General features: G+C 66.3%; 12 protein-coding genes. 9 read left to right on the top strand and 3 right to left on the bottom strand.

Translation table 11 applies throughout. The features are described 5' to 3' along the window. Positions 1-9: 9 nt before the first annotated feature. From OCH7691_RS12365 to OCH7691_RS12340, 6 genes are read left to right on the top strand one after another with little or no spacing between them, the layout of a single operon-like run. Positions 10-840 carry a hypothetical protein gene (locus tag OCH7691_RS12365; protein WP_085884450.1) on the top strand — a complete coding sequence of 277 codons (831 nt, stop codon included), beginning with the start codon at positions 10-12 and terminating at the stop codon, positions 838-840. Between the two features lie 15 nt (positions 841-855). Then, a complete protein-coding gene (locus OCH7691_RS12360; protein ID WP_085883845.1) occupies positions 856-2,610 on the top strand; it encodes a cytochrome c3 family protein in 1,755 nt (584 codons plus the stop codon). A 40-nt stretch (positions 2,611-2,650) separates the two neighbouring features. Beyond that, positions 2,651-3,586: an acyl-CoA carboxylase biotin carboxyl carrier protein subunit gene (locus OCH7691_RS12355; protein WP_085883844.1), complete on the top strand. Its 936-nt coding sequence runs from the start codon at positions 2,651-2,653 to the stop codon at positions 3,584-3,586. A 1-nt stretch (position 3,587) separates the two neighbouring features. Next, a complete protein-coding gene (locus OCH7691_RS12350) occupies positions 3,588-5,579 on the top strand; it encodes a heme-binding protein (RefSeq protein WP_085883843.1) in 1,992 nt (663 codons plus the stop codon). Beyond that, positions 5,564-7,372 (top strand): hypothetical protein, encoded by a 1,809-nt coding sequence (locus OCH7691_RS12345; protein ID WP_085883842.1) that lies wholly within the window; start codon positions 5,564-5,566, stop codon positions 7,370-7,372. The genes OCH7691_RS12350 and OCH7691_RS12345 overlap by 16 nt, the downstream gene beginning before the upstream one ends. 5 nt (positions 7,373-7,377) lie before the next feature. Further along, positions 7,378-11,283: a hypothetical protein gene (locus tag OCH7691_RS12340; protein ID WP_085883841.1), complete on the top strand. Its 3,906-nt coding sequence runs from the start codon at positions 7,378-7,380 to the stop codon at positions 11,281-11,283. A 431-nt stretch (positions 11,284-11,714) separates the two neighbouring features. Here the strand turns inward: OCH7691_RS12340 and OCH7691_RS12330 are convergent, their stop codons facing one another. The 3 genes from OCH7691_RS12330 to OCH7691_RS12320 all read right to left on the bottom strand — a co-directional run bounded on the left by OCH7691_RS12330 (position 11,715) and on the right by OCH7691_RS12320 (position 14,334). Then, complete coding sequence (locus OCH7691_RS12330; protein WP_139839674.1) at positions 11,715-12,275, bottom strand: hypothetical protein; 561 nt, start codon at positions 12,273-12,275, stop codon at positions 11,715-11,717. A 190-nt stretch (positions 12,276-12,465) separates the two neighbouring features. Beyond that, positions 12,466-13,824: a multiheme c-type cytochrome gene (locus tag OCH7691_RS12325; RefSeq protein ID WP_085883838.1), complete on the bottom strand. Its 1,359-nt coding sequence runs from the start codon at positions 13,822-13,824 to the stop codon at positions 12,466-12,468. Positions 13,825-13,926: 102 nt separating this feature from the next. Continuing rightward, positions 13,927-14,334, bottom strand: coding sequence for a tetratricopeptide repeat protein (locus OCH7691_RS12320; RefSeq protein ID WP_085883837.1), 408 nt, complete (start codon positions 14,332-14,334; stop codon positions 13,927-13,929). Between the two features lie 91 nt (positions 14,335-14,425). Between OCH7691_RS12320 and OCH7691_RS12315 the strand changes: the two genes are divergently transcribed. The 3 genes from OCH7691_RS12315 to OCH7691_RS12305 are packed head-to-tail and all read left to right on the top strand — an operon-like array spanning position 14,426 to position 18,153. After that, on the top strand, positions 14,426-15,226 hold the full coding sequence (locus OCH7691_RS12315; protein WP_085884449.1) for a prepilin peptidase: 801 nt from the start codon (positions 14,426-14,428) through the stop codon (positions 15,224-15,226). A 29-nt stretch (positions 15,227-15,255) separates the two neighbouring features. After that, complete coding sequence (locus OCH7691_RS12310) at positions 15,256-16,908, top strand: GspE/PulE family protein (protein WP_085883836.1); 1,653 nt, start codon at positions 15,256-15,258, stop codon at positions 16,906-16,908. Positions 16,909-16,926: 18 nt separating this feature from the next. Continuing rightward, entirely contained in the window at positions 16,927-18,153 is a 1,227-nt protein-coding gene (locus tag OCH7691_RS12305) for a type II secretion system F family protein (RefSeq protein WP_085883835.1), read from the top strand. Positions 18,154-18,275: the final 122 nt, after the last annotated feature.

Raw genomic sequence — 18,275 nt, 5'->3', positions numbered from 1 at the left:
CTCGCCAACATGCATGAATCAGTACTCGTCTATCGCGGTTTCCGCTTTCTGAAGATCGCCGTCCTGCTCGGGATCGTGGCGATCATCGCCTATGCGGTCGACCAGCCCCTCGGCGTGCCGAACGGCGGCACCTGGCTCGGTTACACGCTCGGCACGATCGGTGCGCTGCTGATCCTCTGGCTGATGTGGTTCGGAATGCGCAAGCGGCGCTATTACGGCGGCGCGAACAAGCTGCAGGGCTGGCTCTCGGCGCATGTCTATCTCGGCCTTGCCCTGATCGTCGTGGCGACCCTGCATACCGGCTTCCAGTTCGGCTGGAACCTGCACACGCTGGCCTATGCGCTGATGATCCTGGTCATCGTCTCGGGCGTGTTCGGTATCTACGCCTATGCCCGTTATCCCCGGCTGATGACCGAGAACCGGCATGGCAAGACCTCCGAACAGCTGCTCCGCGACATCGCCGAACTCGACGAGGAGGCCCGGAGCGCGGCGCTCACCCTCGGTGACGAGATCAACGCGGTGGTCCTCGAGGCGGCGAACAAGACGAAGATCGGCGGCGGCCTCGGGCGCATGCTGTCCGGCGAGGACCGGAACTGTCCGACGGCCAGGGGGCTGGTGCGGGTCGAGGAACTCGCGGCTTCGGCCTCCGGCAAGGAGGCGACGCAGATCCGCCGGCTCGCCGGCATCCTGTCCCGCAAAAACGAACTGTTGCGCCAGGCCCGGCGCGACGTCCGCTTCCTCGCGCTGATGCAGATCTGGCTCTACATCCATGTTCCCATTTCCTTCGCGCTTCTCGCGGCGCTGATCGCGCACGTGATCGCGGTCTTCTTCTACTGGTAGGGCGGAGGACCTGACGTGGACGCTCTGATCAGCCAACTCACCCGGAAACGCAGCGGCGACGTTGCCCGGCGTGATACCGAGGTTACGACCGACATCCTGCGCATCGGCCGTGGCGCCGATTGCCAGGTCTACCTGCCGGATCCGCGGGTGCCGCTGCTGCACAGCGAGATCCACGAGCGGGCGGGCGGCTTTTACCTCGAAAGCGTTGCCGCCGACCTGGAGGCGAGCGTCAACGGCGCCTCGGTCTCGACCGCCCAGCTCAAGAAGGGCGACAAGATCGGCGTCGGCCCCTACGAGCTGGTCATCGAGGAACTGGGCGGCGATCGCGACATCGGCATTACCATCGAGCTGGTGCGCCCGCTCGGCGCCACCCTCGACGAGCTGAAGGAACGCAGCCGCACGAGCGTCAACAGCGTGCTCGGCCTGGGCCGGCGCGGCTGGTCATGGCTGCTGTTCATCGCGATCGCGGTCATCTTTCTCGGCGGGCCGATCTACGCCTTCTACATGAAGGCTCCGGAGCAGCGTGTCGCCTTCGACATGGTGGCCGCGCACCAGAACCCGAAGAACGTGCTGACCGGCGCCGACAGCCTCTGGCTGTCCGGCGGGATGTCCAGTCCGCACCGCTTCTTCGGCGCCGATTGCGAGGCCTGTCACCAGGAACCCTTCGTGCAGGTGCAGGACCAGGCTTGCGTCAACTGCCACAAGGGCATCTCGCACCACGCCAACCCGACGGAATTCACGACCGCCACCTTCGCCGGCGAGAAGTGCCAAAGCTGTCACAAGGAACATAACGGCATCCGCGAGATCGTCCTGAACGACCAGGCGTTCTGCGTCGACTGCCATGCCGGTCTCGACGCGCAGGAGCCGAAGACGACGCTTCTGAACGTCTCCGACTTCGGCAACGCGCACCCGAATTTCCGGCCGACCGTGGTTCAGGATGCCGAGAAAGGGGTCTTTGCCCGCCTGCGGCTCGAGGACAAGCCGAAGGAAATGTCGAACCTCAAGTTCCCGCACGACAAGCATCTGGCGGAAAAGGGCGTGCGGCATCCGGTCAAGGGCACCATCAACATGGATTGCGGCGACTGCCACGTGACCGAGCCCGGTGGCGTCGGCATGAAGCCCATCAAGATGGAAGAGAACTGCATCGAGTGCCACAGGCTGGCCTTCGATCCCTCGGTCCCGGATCGCTGGTTGCCCCATGGCAAGCCGGTGAACGCGATCGAGCAGATCCGGGAATTCTATGCCAAGGCCGCTCTCGAGGGCGCCTACCAGCAGGAGAATTCCTCGGCCACCAACCGCCGGCGCCTGCCGGGCCAGCGGATGACCGAGGAGGAACGCGTGGAGGCCCTCGAGTGGGCGCAGCAGAAGGCCGAGACGGTCGCAACCACGACCTTCGGAAAGTCGCTCTGCGGATCGTGCCACACGGTTACCGAACCGGCGCCGGGCGGCGACGGGTTCTGGCAGATCGCCCAGGTCCGGCTTGCCGATACCTGGCTGCCGAAGGGCACGTTCGACCACGGCAAGCACCGCGACCTGGACTGCGTCTCGTGCCATGCCGCGCCGACCTCGAAAACGGCCGAGGATGTCCTGCTGCCGAACATCGATGGCTGCCAGGGGTGCCATGGCGGCGAGAAGGCGGCAGACCTGGTCCCCTCGACCTGCATCGACTGTCACGAGTTCCATCTTCCGGGACTGCCGGAACTGAAACCCGTGCAACCCGCCAAACAGGCCGCGCTCAAGGCGGAAACCGGGAAGGCGACTGGAAATTGATCCCGCATCTCACTAGACTGCCAGCGACAGGGGACGGGGCATGAACATCACCGCACGAGCGACCGGGACGGCGCGGGCAACGATGCCCGGAATCCTGCTTGCCGCCGCGATCCTGACAGCGGGCGCCAGCGGTGCCGCGGCACAGGGGCAACTCTCGCCCGACGGCGCGCAGCTCGCGCCGATGGTCGTCGGGCCGGGCCTGGGCGAGGTCAACCGATCGATCGAAACCGGCGGCGACACGCCTTCGGCGACCTATGTCACCGCATCGACGCCGGACGGTCAGCGGCTGAAGCGAGACCGGAACGGTTTCTGGACGCCGTGGAGCGGCGACATCGATGCGCTCGAGGACAATGGCTTCGCGGCCGACGGCGACACCGTGACCTACAAGATCCTGAAGGAAGACCTGTCGGGCACCTTCTTCCCGATCAGCGTGCAACTCGCGTACCGTGCCGGCGGCGCCTTCAAGTTTGGTGCCTTCACGCTCCATCAGCAGGTCGGCGCTTCCCCGGTGGCGACGGTGACCTCGACCTTCCAGGACAACGGAGAGCTTGCGCGCCTCGGCGCGCTCGCCCGCGACCGGTTCCAGCAGACCCTGGCCCTCGCCAGTCGTTCGAACGGGGCCGGCGGCGCGAGCGAGGGTGACGGAGGCGGCGAGGCCGCCGACAGCGGTTCCGAAGGCGCGGCAATGGCCTCCGTCGATGACAGCGGCAGCGATCGCGACAGCGAGGAACGGGTCGATGATCCGAGCCTCGGCAGCGCCGTGGTCGCCCCGATCGGCGGCAGCGTGATCGCCATTTCGGTCACCGGCGGCGCCAACGTGGTGACCGGCGACGTGCTGGTCGTGCTCAGGAACGAAGAGGGGGCGCGCACCGTCGTCGCCCCGGGTGACGGAACGGTCGCATCGGTGGCCGTCGTCGAAGGCGAAACCGTCGAGGCCGGCGCAACGCTGGTTGTCCTGCAACGGGCCGGAGGCTGACATGAATTTCCGCAGGACATATTCCCGGATCCTGCCGCGGCTTGCCGCCGGAATGATCGGATCGGCGCTTGCCCTCTGCGGTGTCCAGCAGGTCGCCGCGCAGCAGCATACGGTGCCGGCCCAGCAGGCGCTCACGGTCGCGGAAGTCCAGCAGATCATCGCCCAGGCGGTGAACGAGGCGAATGTCCGCAACGCCCCGGCGACGATCGCCGTGGTCGACCGTGTCGGCAACGTGCTCGGCGTCTTCCAGATGAACGGGTCGCCGACCACAGCCTTCATCGATCCCGGCCGCTCCAGCCTGGAAAAGGGTACGACCCGGATCATCAACGGCGGCGCGCCCGGTTTCGGCGTCAACAACGTCGTCGTGCCCTCGGTCCTCGGCGCGATCTCGAAGGCCGTGACCGGCGCCTACCTGTCGTCGAGCGGCAACGCCTTCACGACCCGCACGGCGAGCCAGATCGTCCAGGAGAATTTCAATCCGGGCGAGCAATTCCGTTTCGGCGGCCCGCTGTTCGGCGTGCAGTTCAGCCAGCTTCCCTGTTCGGACCTCTCGACTCGGTTCCAGGTCGGCCCGAACCAGACGATCGGTCCGAAGCGCGCACCGCTCGGCCTGTCGGCCGATCCGGGCGGCATCCCGCTTTACAAGAGCGGCGTCGTGGTCGGCGGGATAGGCGTACTGACCGACGGCATCTATGGTGTCGACCGCCGGATCGGCGACTTTGACAGCGAGCTCGACGAACTCGTCGCGCTCGCCGGCCAGTTCGGCTTCGGCCCGCCGGGGGATATCGTCGCCAACCGGATCACGGTCGAGGGCAAGACCTTCCGCTACACCGATCGTGACTACAGTTCGCTGGCGACCAACCCGACCCTCGCGCCGGCCTTCGGCGCCGTCAACGGGGTGCTCGGCACGTTGCAGAATGTCCGGGGCTATACGGCCGCCGCGGCAATCACCGCGGGCGTCGCCTACGGCACCGCCGCGTCCGGCTTCATGCTGGCGCCGGCCGGAACCTTCCCGGGCCAGACCGCCTTCCTGCTGGTCGATTCGACCGGTGCCAACCGCTACCCGGCCAGCGCGGGAACCGATGGCAACCTGACGGCCGCCGAGGTCACGCAGCTGATCACCAGCGCGATCGATGTCGCCCGGCGCGGCCGCGCGCAGATCCGCCGTCCGCTCGACAGTCCGATCCAGGTCACGGTCTCTATCGTCGACACCAACGGGGCCATCCTGGGCATGGCGAGGACGCCGGACGGCCCGATCTTCGGCACCGACGTGTCGCTGCAGAAGGCCCGGACCGCGGCCTTCGTTTCCAACACTGTCGCCGGCGCCGATCTCAATGCCGGGCCGGCCAATACCTTCGGCGTCGCACCGTCGAGCTATGTCACCGCGCTCCGGACCTTCCTCGGCAATCCGAACGCGCTCGCGGACGGGGTGGCCTTCGCCGACCGTTCGGGCGGCAACCTGTCGCGGCCCTTCTTCCCCGATGGCGTCAACGGCGCGCCGAATGGCCCGCTCAGCCAGCCGCTGGCGATCTGGTCGCCGTTCTACACCGGCCTGCAGCTCGACCTCGTGCTCGACAATATCATCGAGCATCTGGCCTTCGCCTCGCCGGTCGGGCTGCCGACGACGATCCCGGGCAATGCCGCCGCCGCCGACACCGATGCCTTCTGCACCGACCTGCCGATCCAGGGCGCGACCGGCAAGCCACGGGTTGCGAACGGGCTGCAGATCTTCCCCGGCAGCGTGCCGATCTATCGCGGCAACACGCTGGTCGGCGGGATCGGCGTGTCGGGCGACGGCGTCGACCAGGACGACATGATCTCGTTCCTCGGCCTGCACAACGCCGGGGTGATCCTCGGAACCGGCATCGGCAACGCGCCGAACGCGATCCGGGCGGATCGACTGACACCGGCGGGGGCGCGCCTGCGCTATGTCTCCTGTCCCTTCAAACCCTTCGTCAACTCGAGCGATCAAAACGTATGCCAGGGCAAGTGAAATACCTCGCCGCCGTCGGTCTGCTCGCAGCATCGACGCTTGGCGCTCCGACACCGGCAGAAGCCGGCAAGGAACAGATGTTCGAATATGCGCCGCCGGGCAGCGGGGTGCTGGTCGGGCAGACGGAGCGGCGGATTCCCGGCAAGCAGCCGCGCCGCGATCCGGCCCTCGACCTGCCTCCGATCGATCCGAGCGCCGTACCGCCGCCGCAACCGAACCTGCCGCGTGAATCGCTGCCGGTGCCCGACCGTTGGCGCCTGATCGAGTCGCTGGGCGTCACCGAGCGCTGGTGGGACCCGTACAACCAGAACACGCTGAAGGGCGACAAGCCGATCTTCGACGACTGGTTCGTCAACGTCCTGCTGATCTCCGACACCATCGTGGAACCCCGGGCCTTCCCGATCCCGTTCGTCCCGAACACGACGCAGAAGCCTGATTCCAACGATCCCTTCGGCGAGATCAATTCGCTGGTGTTCAACCAGAACATCATCGCCTCGCTCTCGATCATCAAGGGCGACACCGCCTACAAGCCGCCGGATTACGAATTCCGCCTGACCCCGGTGTTCAACTACAACTACGTCGAGGTCGAGGAGCGCGGCGTGCTGCGCGCCGATCCGCGCAAGGGGCGGACCCGTGCCGACAATTTCATCGGCCTGCAGGAAGCCTTCGTCGACTACCACATCCGCAACGTCTCGGATCGCTATGACTTCGATTCGATCCGCGTCGGCATCCAGCCGATCCAGGCGGATTTCCGCGGCTTCCTGTTCCAGGACCAGCAACTCGGCGTGCGCCTTTTCGGCACCCGCAACAACAACATCTACCAGTACAACCTGGCCTGGTTCCGCCGTCTCGAGAAGGACACCAACTCGGGCCTGAACGACGTCACCGAACTGCCGCGCGACGACGACGTCTTCATGGCCAACCTGTACTGGCAGGATTTCCCGGCGCTCGGCTTCGTGTCGCAGGTGACCGCGGTCTACAACCGGAACCGGGAAGGCAGCGACTTCTTCTACGACAAGAACGACTTCCTTGCGCGGCCGGCCTCGTTCGGCGACGAGCGCGGGCACGATTACGACGTCGTCTACCTCGGCTATAACGGCGACGGTCATTTCGGCCGCTTCAACCTGACGACCTCGGCCTATGTCGCGCTCGGCCAGGACCAGCACAACCAGCTGAGCGGCGAGGACAATTCCGACATCCGGGCGTTCTTCGTGGCGGCCGAGCCGTCGGTCGACTTCAGCTGGGTGCGTCTGCGCGGCTCGTTCCTCTATGCGAGCGGCGACGACGATCCGTTCGACGATACCGAGGAGGGCTTCGACGCCATCTTCGAGAACCCGCAGTTCGCCGGCGCCGACACCAGCTACTGGATCCGCCAGGCGGTACCGCTGATCGGCGGCGGCGGTGTCATCCTGTCGGGGCGCAACGCGCTGCTGCCATCGCTCCGGTCGTCGAAGGAGCAGGGCCAGTCGAACTTCAACAATCCCGGCCTGCTGCTTCTCGGCATGGGGGCGGATTTCGACATCACGCCAGAGATCCGGCTCAGCACGAATGCCAATCATCTGAGCTTCGCCACGACCGAGACGCTGGAGGTGGTGCGTAACCAGGGTGGGATCTCACGGGATATCGGCTGGGATCTGTCGGCGGCGCTGATCTGGCGGCCCATGTTCACGCAAAACGTTGTCCTGCGGGCTTCCGGTGCCATGCTTTATGCAGGCGATGGCTTCCAGGAACTCTATGACACCGACGACCGCTTCTTCTACTCCGTGCTTCTGAACCTCATCCTGACATATTGAGTGCCATGTTCTCTCGGTTGATTGCCAGCACCAGGCTCGCTTTGGGACTGACTGTCCTTTCGGCCGCGATTCTCGCCTCGGGCCCGGTTCTTGGCGCCGCCGAGGAAGAGGCTCCGCTCAAGATCGTCTATGACGAGGCACCGCCGGCGCCGCGCGGGCAGACGCTGGAACAGGCAGCGACCAAGAGTTTCGGCTGCATGACCTGTCATACCGAGACAGATGCCCCGTCGATGCATATCAACCCGGCGGTGGCGCTCGGTTGCGTCGACTGCCATGGCGGCGACGCCGATGTCCGCCGCCCGCCGGGAACGGCGAAGGGCGACAAGCGCTATTTCGCGGCGCAGGAAGAGGCGCATGTCCTGCCGACCCTGCCGGAGACCTGGCATTACCCGCACAGTCGCAATCCGGAACACAGCTTCACGCTGCTGAATCGGGAGTCGCCGGAATATGTCCGGTTCGTCAATCCGGGCGATCTCCGGGTCGCGCGTGAGGCCTGCGGCGCCTGCCATCTGTCGATCATCCAGGCATCGGAGCGCAGCATCATGGCAACGGGCGCCATGATCTGGGGCGGAGCGGCCTACAACAACGGCATCCTGCCCTACAAGCGCTACCTGACCGGTGAGGCCTATACCCGCGAGGGCGTGGCGGCGATCATCAACAGCCCGGCCCCGGTGACCGAGGACATGGCGGCGCGCGGCATCCTGCCGACGATGGTGCCGCTGCCGGCCTGGGAGGTCACGCCGCCGGCCGACGTCTTCCGCGTGTTCGAGCGCGGCGGCCGCAACATCCTCAACCTGTTCCCGGAAATCGGCCTGCCGAACCTAACTGGCAGCATCCAGCGCCTGGAAGAACCGGGCCGCCCGGACATCAAGCAATCGAACCGCGGCCTCGGCACCGGCCTGCGGATCGCCGTGCCGGTCCTGAACCTGCACAAGACGCGCCTGAACGATCCGTTCCTGTGGTTCCTCGGCACCAACGACCAGCCCGGCGATTATCGTTCATCCGGCTGTTCGGCCTGCCACGTCGTCTATACCAACGACCGCGACCCGCGCCATTCCGGGCCCTACGCGGCGTTCGGGCATGACGGCAAGACGCAGACGATCGACCCGACCATCCCGAAGGACGAGGAAGGGCACCCGATCCGCCACGAGTTCACGCGGGCGATCCCGACCAGCCTCTGCATGAACTGCCACATGCATCAGCCGAACGTGTTCGTGAACTCGTTCCTCGGCTACACCATGTGGGACTACGAATCGGACGCGCCGAACATGTGGCCGGAAGAGCAGCGCTACCCGACCGACCACGAACTTCGCGAGGTTGCGGCCCGGAACCCGGAAGAGGCGGCGGCCCGTGGCCTGTGGGCCGACGTCGACTTCGTCAAGAATGTCTGGACCGACATCAACCCGAAGAACAAGAACACCCAGTTCGCCGACTATCACGGCCATGGCTGGAACTTCCGGGCGATCTTCAAGAAGAGCCGGAAGGGCGATCTGCTCGACGCCGAGGGCAACGTGGTCAGCCCGGACGATCCCGACAAGTTCAAGAAGGCTGTCCACATGTCGTCCATCCACCTGGATGTCGGCATGAACTGCGTCGATTGCCATTTCGCGCAGGACACGCACGGCAACGGCTGGATCTACGGCGAAGTCGCGGACGTGATCGAGATCCGCTGCAAGGATTGCCACGGCACGTCCAAGTCCTTCCCGACGCTGCGGACCTCGGGACCGGCGGCGCGTCCGGGCGGCAACGACCTCGGCCTGCTGCGGACGCCGGACGGCCGCTCGCGCTTCGTCTGGCGCGGCAGCGACTGCGACGAACCGCTCAACGAGCGCCAGGATTGCCGGCTCTATCAGCGTCCCTCGCTCTGGGGCCCGGGCACCAAGCCGCCGAAGGAAATCGCCGACGCGCTGGGCCCGAACATGGAATGGGAAGTCTCGCTGGTCAAAGACACCATCAATCCGGCGAGCGCGAACTACAACGAGAAGGCGGCGCGGGCGAAGCTGATGTCGAAGGGCACCAGCATGGCCTGGGGACCGGGTGTCGCGACCGACAACCTGGCGCATGACGACGACGAGATGGAATGCTTCACCTGCCATCTGTCGTGGACGACGTCCTGTGCCGGCTGTCATCTGCCCATCCAGGCGAACTGGAAGACCCCGCGGCTGCATTTCGACGGCGGCGTGACGCGTAACTACGCCTCATACAATCCGCAGGTCGCGCGCGACCAGATGTTCCAGCTCGGCGTCCATTCGACGGTCAAGGGCAACACCATCGCCCCGGTCCGTTCCTCCTCGGCGCTGGTACTTTCGTCCCAGAACATCAACCGCGAACGGATCTACATCCAGCAGGCGCCGGTCTCGGCCTCGGGCTATTCCAGCCAGGCCTTCGCGCCGCATTTCCCGCACACCGTGCGCAAGACCGAAACCAAGACCTGCAGCGATTGCCATATCTCCGAGAAGAACGACAACAACGCGATCATGGCGCAGCTTCTGTTGCAGGGGACGAATTTCGTCAACTTCGTGGGCGCAAATGCCTGGGTCGGCGGGACCGACGGTTTCGAGGCGATCCGGGTCACCGAGTTCGACGAGCCGCAGGCGGTGATCGGCAGCTATCTGCAGAAATACGCCTATCCCGACTGGTATCGGGAACACCAGGAACGGAACCGGGAACTCTACGACGTCTATACCCAGCCGAGCGGCCAGGTCGGCTGCCTGCAGTTGCGCGGCGAGTATCTCTATGTCGCCGAGGGTCGGCGCGGCTTCCAGGCCTATGACGTCGCCTCGATCGCCAACAAGGGTATCTCCGACCGGATCATCACCGCGCCGTTCAGCTCGCTTGGGCACAACACCCATATCGCGAGCAAGAACGCGACCTGCATGGCGCTGCCGACGACCCAGCCGATCCATCCCGACCGGCAAAGCAAGGACGACGCGACCCGCGAACTGATGTTCGTGACCAACCAGGAGCAGCCGTTCCACCCGATCTACGACTATGTGTTCATAACCGACTCGGAGGAGGGCCTGATCCTCTCCGACGTCAACACGCTCTCCGACGGCGAGGCCCGGAACAACTTCCTGACCCGCGCGCTGACATGGAACGAGGGCGGCGTCCTGAACGGGGCACGGCATATCACGATCGCCGGCTATTATTTCTACATCACGACCGACCGGAGCGTGGTCGTGCTCGACATGGACGAGCCGCTGAAGCCGCAGGTGGTCAACATCATCCCGTTCAACGATCCGCGGGCGACGGCGTTGCAGTTCCGCTATCTCTTCGTGACCGACGCGGACGGCTTCCACGTCGTCGACGTCACCCATCCGGACCGCCCGCGCAAGGTCGAGAGCGCGACCGTGCCGATGCAGGACGCCCAGCGGATCTATGTCGCCCGCACCTACGCCTATGTTGCAGCGAAGGGCGAGGGCCTGGTCATCGTCGACGTGGAGAAGCCGGAAGCGCCGGCGATCTACATGAAGTACACCGCCGACGGGAAGCTCAACGACGCCCGCGACGTCGTAGTCGGTTCGACCAATGCCTCGCTGTTCGCCTACGTGGCCGACGGCGGGAACGGCCTCAAGGTCATCCAGCTCACCTCACCGGACAGTCAGCCGCGCTTTTACGGCTACAGCCCGGAACCGAAGCCGGAACTGGTGGCCTGGTGGAAGATGAACCGGCCGGCCCTGTCGATCTCGAAGGGCCTTGATCGTGACCGCGCGGTCGATGAAACCGGCGGCCAGATGGCGATCTTCGGTCGCCTCGGCAGCCGGCCCTTCAATCTCCGCGAGATGCAGGACTTCTATCTCGACGAGAACGGCAACGTCTGGACGGTCACGGACGAGATCCGCAAGAAGGATTTCCTCGCGGCGCGCCCGGAAAAGACCGAAAAGTCGAAACGCGCGGCCCTGGCCGACTGACGGACCACACTGACGTCTGACGAACAGCGCCCCCGACCGCAAGGTCGGGGGCGTTTTCGTTGCCGTCGATGCCTGTCAGCCGGTTCCGAACGCGAGCGCTGCGATCGAGCCGCCGATGATGGTCAGGCTCATGGCAGTGTTCATCGCCCGCAGATGGCCGACCAGTTCCCGTCGCTCGTCGATGCCGACACGCTCCTCCGGACTCGCTCCACTGTACTCGGAACCGCCCGGCGGACCTCGGGTTCGCCGTGCACATGTCGTCGACGCCGAAAGATACCGGGGAACCCGAATGCAGGCATCCGGGCGACTGTCAGAATCACGATTCCGAGAAACAGCAACGCGCTCCAGCCAAGGTAGCCGAACAGGCCAAGCGACAGGATCGGCAATGCCAGGAAAACGCCGACGAGGCGAAGCAGCATCGCTTGCCGCGGTTACTCGGCGGCGTCGAACGCGCGATCGAGTTCGGCCCTGTAGCGCTGGACCAGCGCGATATCCTCGGGCGGGACATCGCGGCTCATGTTGCCGACGGCGCCCATCGCCTGTTCGATCTGCTTCAGCATTTCCTGCTTCTGTTGTTCGGTCAGGCTGGAGTTGCTCATGATCTGCTGGCGCGCCTGGGCCATCGCGGCGTCCATCTGCGGCGCCTGGCCGGCCATGTGTCCGGCGACATAGGCGCGCATGATGCGGTCGCCCGTGGTCGCCCAGTGCTGCAGGTTGGCAAAGCCGTAACGCTGTGCGATGGCCTCCGCTTCCGAATAGGCATGGGTGCCGAGCAAGGCGGCCGCGCCCTGCGAGAAGGGCGAGTCGTTCGGGCCGCTGTTGACGCCGCGCTCCTCGAACAGCCGGTCGTACTTCTCGCCGAGCGCCTGCATGGCGTCGAAGGATTGCATGAAGCCGTTCAGCTCGGCCTCGTGCAGCGGCGAATGCTGGGCCTGCGCTGCGGCGCCGAATGCGAAAAGCACAAGGCCGCAAAAAACGATCAAACTACGCATGTGTATCTCCCGGATAGTGGCTCAAGTCGGCAAACAGGCGCCGATCGGTCCGGTTCCCCCGCGGCGGGCAAGAGGGCGGATACTCCCTTTGATCCGCCGCGCCATGTCGTCATGGCAGGGAGCCCCCCGGAACGAAACCGGGCGGCGGTTCCGACGCCGCCGCCCGGGTATTCAGTCCGTGGCAGTCCCGTCAGAGCCCGGACGCGGACTCCTTCAGCGCCTGCAGGGCGGCGACATAGGTCGCCGGCTTGTAGGCCTCGTCCTTCTCCACCGAGGCGTAGGCCTCGTCGAGCTTGGCGCCCATGGCGTCGAAGGTCGCCTGGTCGATCAGGCCCGCCTTCTGCATGGCATCGAGGATCGAACCGATCGCCATGGTGGCCTGTTCGGCAGCCGCGTAGTCGACATACTCACCGCGCAGCCCCTCGTCGATCACGCCTTTCAGGAGCGCCTTCATGTCGTCGCCGCCGAAGCTGTGCGAGGCGAATTTCTCGATCAGCTGCGACAGGGTGTCCTGAAGGGCCGCGACCGCGGCGCCGGTGGCGTCGATGCCGTCGGTCGACGCCTGGTGCAGGGCACGGGTCTGGTCCTGCAGCATGTCACCGAGTTCCGGGGCCACATGGCCGGCGATGACCCGCAGCATGACAAGGTTGGCGTCGTTCAGCCGGACAACGCCCGGGCCGAGGCCCGTGCTGGCCCGCGGCTGCCAGCGCAGGTTGCTCATCGGATGATGGCAGGCATGGCAGTCGAAGAAGACCAGTTCCGGGAAGATCCCGTCATGGCTCCGCTTCGGATCGGTGAGCAGGGTCAGGATGTTCTGCATCGCCAGCGCCTGGCCGATGGCCCAGGTCTGCACGCCGTTGGTGACCTGCTTGCGCTTCGCGTAGTCGTCGTCGATGCGGAAATGCGCCGGCTGGCTCCAGGTGAAGGTGTCGAGCTCGAACGGCATGCGCGGATGCCCGGCGCCCATGATGCGATGCGTCACGAACTTCTTCGAATCGCCGAAATGGCAGCCGAGGCAAAGCTTCGCCCGCTTGACCGGGTCGACCGTGGAGTACATGCCGGCCTGCACGTTGTTGGCATGTCCGCCACCAGTCAGGTGAACGCCGAGCCAGCGTTCGGAGCCGCCGTGGCAGGCCTCGCAACCGACGCCGTCGGAAATCTGGAAGGTTCGGCCGCGAAGTTCGGCCGGGATGTTGTCGGCGTGGCAGTCGAGACAGACGTCCGCGGTCGCCGCGTTCTCCAGCCCGAGATTGCGGGCGATGCGCTGCGACCGTTCGCTGAGAAGCACGTCATAGGCTTTCGAATGACGGTCCTTCTGCTGCCAGGTCACGTATTCGTTCTGAAGGACCACCGAATTCGCCCATGGCTCGATCGAACCGTGGCAGGTCGACCCGGCGCAGGAGGTCACTCCCAGATGTTTGTCCGGCAGGAATTGCGGTGTCTGCTGCGCCGCCGCCTCTCCCTGGCCGTCGAATAGCGATGCACCCGTCAGAGCGACAAGCCCTAACAGGAACGTTGTCACCTTAGAAGGTGTCTTGAATCCCCACATGTCGTGCAGCCCCCCGGGTTGTTATAGTTCCAGGATTCCTTATTGAGATTATTCACTTATCAGGTCACAGGGTAAAGGCGTTTGGACGACGGTTCGATGAATTCACTGCGAAGATGTGGGATGACGGCCACGCTGATCGGCGATTTCCTGGAGCCGGGCGAGGGCGCCCCTCACCTCCGGATCGTTCGGTGCGACCGTTGCCGCCTGGACCCAGGCACTGACCGCTTCGCCATAGCGACCGAGGGTTACATAGGATCGGCCGAGCATTTTCCAGTCGTCGAGTTTGCCCTCTTCGGCCTTGAGTCGCTGCTCGAGCCGGGCGACCCGTTCGGCGATTTCGGCCTTCGACGGGCCGGCCCCGGGCCGGGCGGCGGCATTGCCGTCGGAGGTTGTCGCGTGCGCCGCGTCAACTTCCGGAGGCTGTATCCCGGGCGGCAACAGGAGAATCGCGACCCCGGTCGAAGCCGCGACGGAGGCGAGCGCAAGCGCGCCGACAAGCAGATGGGTCATTTGCATCTGGAAAAGCTAACGCACTTGCCGCGTCCGAAAAAGCGGCAAGGAACGGCACTCGCCGCCGGCCCCGGTGACCGGGCGAACCATGATGACCGGTGACACGCTTGCCCGGTTTCTCGGCGATCCGGTCGTGACCGCTTTCCTGATCGTCGTTTCGCCGTTCGTCGGCTCCTTTCTCGACCTGCTCGCGACCCGCATGCCGACCGGGCGGAACTGGATCGCCGGCCGCTCGGCCTGCGAGTCCTGTGGCGCGACCCTGGCGGTGCGCGATCTTGTGCCCTTCGCGGGTTTCGCCCTCAACCGGGGTCGCTGTCGTCACTGCGGCGGGACCATACCCTGGCGGCACCCGGCGACCGAGGCGGCGGCGCTCGCGGTCGCGGTCGTGGCCGTGCTGGCCGCCGGCGGCGGTGTCGAGGCGTGGCTGGCCGCGCTGCTCGGCTGGGGCCTCCTGGCACTCGCCGCGATCGATCTCGAACACGGACTGCTGCCCAACCGACTGACCCTGCCGCTGGCGGTCGCCGGCCTTGCCGCCGCCGGCCTGACCGGGCGGCCCGACATTGTCGGCGTGCTGGTCGGCGCGGCCGCGGGATTCCTGGTCTTCGCCGTGATCGGTGTCGCCTATCGCCGGCTGCGCGGGCGCGACGGGCTCGGGCTCGGCGATGCCAAGCTGCTCGCCGCCGGCGGCGCCTGGTGCGGCTGGCAGGCCCTGCCGGCGATCGTCTTCGTCGGCGCGCTCGCAACGCTCGCTGCGGTCGCCCTGCTGGCGCTTGTCGGTCGCGGGCGTTTCGACATGGCGACGCGCATTCCCTTCGGTCCGGGTCTCGCGCTTGCCATCTGGCTGGTCTACCTGCTTGGCGCGCGCATTCCCGTGTCCGCCTCGTTCGGCTAGACTGCGGCCGCTTCAGACGGACGGGAACGATGGAACTCGGCGACATCCTGATCGAACGGAAACTGGTCGACGGCGACGGGCTGGCCCGGGCGCAGGCGCTCAACCGCGCCTCGGGCGAACGGCTCGACATCATTCTGACCCGTCTCGGCCTGGTGCCGGAAGGCGCCATGGCGGCGGCGCTGGCCGGCTGTCTCGACCTGCCGCTCGCCGCGAAATCCGATTACCCCGACAAGGCGCTGTTCGCCGATACGGTGACTCCGGGCTTCCTCCACGAAAGCCGGGTGCTGCCGATCGGCGCCGACGAGAACGGCGTCGATCTGGCGATGTGCGATCCGCTCAGCGACTATGCGGCCGAGGCGATCCGGCTGATCGTCGGTCGCCCGGTGCGCCGCTGGGTCGCGGTCCCGGCCGATCTCGAGGCCGCGCTCGGCCGGCTTTACGGGACGCGCGAGGAGGGCGCCGCGCCGGTTTCCAGCAACGCGGTCGCCTCGGGCGATGTCGAGCGGCTGAAGGACATGGCGAGCGACGCCCCGGTGATCCGCCTCGTCAACGACCTGATCGCCCGGGCCGCGGCCGAACGCGCCTCCGATATCCATGTCGAACCGTTCGAGGCCGATCTGCGGATCCGCTTCCGGATCGATGGCGTGCTCCGACCGCAACCGTCTCCCGGTGCCGGACTGCAGGCGGCGATCACCAGCCGCGTCAAGGTGATGGCCGGTCTCGACATTGCCGAACGGCGGCTCGCCCAGGACGGCCGGTTCAAGATGGCGGTCCGCGGCCGGGAGATCGACATCCGGGTCTCGGTCGTCCCGACGATGCATGGCGAGAGCGTCGTGCTCCGCCTGCTCGACCGGGAACAGGCGCCGCTCGAACTGAAGGGTCTCGGTTTCTCGGCCCCGATCCTGGCCGCACTGGACGACCTCCTGGAGCGGCCGAACGGAATCATCCTGGTGACCGGGCCGACCGGCAGCGGCAAGACGACGACGCTTTATGCGGCACTCGACCGGCTGAACGGACCGGGCGCCAAGATCCTCACCGCCGAGGATCCGATCGAGTACCAGATCAAGGGAATCAACCAGATCCAGGTGCGGCCGAAGATCGGCCTCACCTTCGCCTCGATCCTGCGCTCGATCCTGCGCCAGGACCCGGACATCATGATGGTCGGCGAGATCCGCGACCTCGAGACCGCGGAAATCGCCGTGCAGGCGGCGCTTACCGGCCATCTCGTGCTCTCGACGCTGCATACGAACGATGCCGCCGGCGCGGTTGCTCGCCTGCTCGACATGGGGGTCGAGGATTACCTGCTGACCTCGGCGCTCAAGGGCATTCTCGCGCAACGCCTTGTCCGCACTTTCGATCCGGAGCTGATCGAGCCCTACGAGCCGCTGCCCGAACTGGTCGCCGAACTCGGCCTAGACCGCTTGTCGGATGGCCCGCCGAGGCTCTGGCGGCCGAAACCCGACGTCGGCGAGCGCGCCTATCGCGGGCGAACCACGATCGCCGAGTATCTGCCGGTCACCGAGGCAATACGGCGCCTGATCCTGCAGCGCGCCGATCGCGGCGAGATCGCCCGGCAGGGCGCGGCCGACGGCATGGGGTCGATGGCCGACGACGGCCTCCGCAAGGCGCTGAGCGGGATCACCAGCATTGAGGAAGTTCTTCGGGTGACGCATTTTGACTGACCGGACATAGGCAGCGAAATGGCCCGTTTCCGCTACAAATCGGTGTTGCCCGACGGCGCCGTCTCGGAAGGCGAGATGGAGGCGCCGGACCGGGACGCCGTGGTCGCCCGCCTGCAGGCTGCCAACCAGGTACCCATCCGGGCTGACGAGATCGGCCCCGGGCCGGCACCGATGGCGACGCGGCGGGGCTGGCGCGGCTGGCTTGCCCTGTCCGGCCGAAGCCGGCCGCCGGTCACCTTCATGCGCCAGCTCGCGACCCTGCTCGGCGCCGGCCTCAGCCTGGACCGGGCGCTCGGCATGATCGCCGAGACCGGCGGGCGCGACCCGGACGCGGCGCTTTCCCGGCGCCTGCTCGACCGCATCCGCCAGGGCCAGAGTTTCTCACGGGCGCTGGCCTTCGAACCCGGTGCGGCGCTGCCGGCGATCGCCGCGACGGTGCGCGCGGGCGAGGCGAGCGGGACCCTGACACTCGTTCTCGAGCGGCTCGCGCGTGAACTCGAAATGGCGCGCCGCATCCGCCAGCAGATCAACTCCGCGCTGACCTATCCGGCCATCCTGCTGACCGTCGCGGCGCTCTCGATCGTCCTGCTGCTGACCTTCGTCATTCCCGAGTTCGAAGCGCTGTTCGCCGGAGCCGCCGCCGAACTGCCGGCGGCCACGCGCATCGTCATCGGCACGGCGCGGTTCATGCGGGAATGGTCCTGGGCGCTCGGACTTGGCGTTGTCGTCGCCTGGATCGCGGGGCGGATCGCTCTCGGCCGTCCGGGCATGCAGGCCCGTTTCGACCGTATGCTGATGCAGGCGCCGCTGATCGGGCCGGTCACGGCGCGGATCGTCACCGAACGGATGGCGCGGACCCTGGCCCTCCTGGTCGGGAACGGCGTGGCCCTGCCGGAAGCGATCGGGACGGCCGCGGACGCGGTCGGCAATGGCGCGGTGTCGGCCCTGCTGCGGCGCGTCGAGACGCGGGTGCGGGAAGGCGCAATGCTCGCCCCGTCGCTCGACGAGGATCACCTGCTGCCGGCGCTGGCGGTGCGGCTGATCGCCGTCGGCGAACAGTCTGGGCGACTTGCCGAGATGCTCGAGAAGGTCGCCGAGATCTATGAGGAAGAAAGCGCGCTCGCCGTGCGTCGCCTCATGGGGGTGCTGGAGCCGGTCCTGATTCTCGTTCTCGGGATGATCGTCGCGGCGATCATCTATGCGGTGTTGTCCGCCGTTCTCGGCCTCAATCAATTGGCCCTCTAGAACGTGTCAATGGTCACGGTTTAGAAAGAATCCTCTATTAAAGCCGTTTCCAGGGGTTTGATCCGCCCGAACATGCTGCTATCAAACATTCAATTCGGCCCGATCGACGCCGTTTGTACTGT

This window comes from Oceanibacterium hippocampi (assembly GCF_900172325.1).
Taxonomy (GTDB): domain Bacteria; phylum Pseudomonadota; class Alphaproteobacteria; order Sneathiellales; family Sneathiellaceae; genus Oceanibacterium; species Oceanibacterium hippocampi.
Note: the sequence above shows the minus strand (reverse complement) of the source record. Positions and strands in the feature narration are given on the sequence as shown.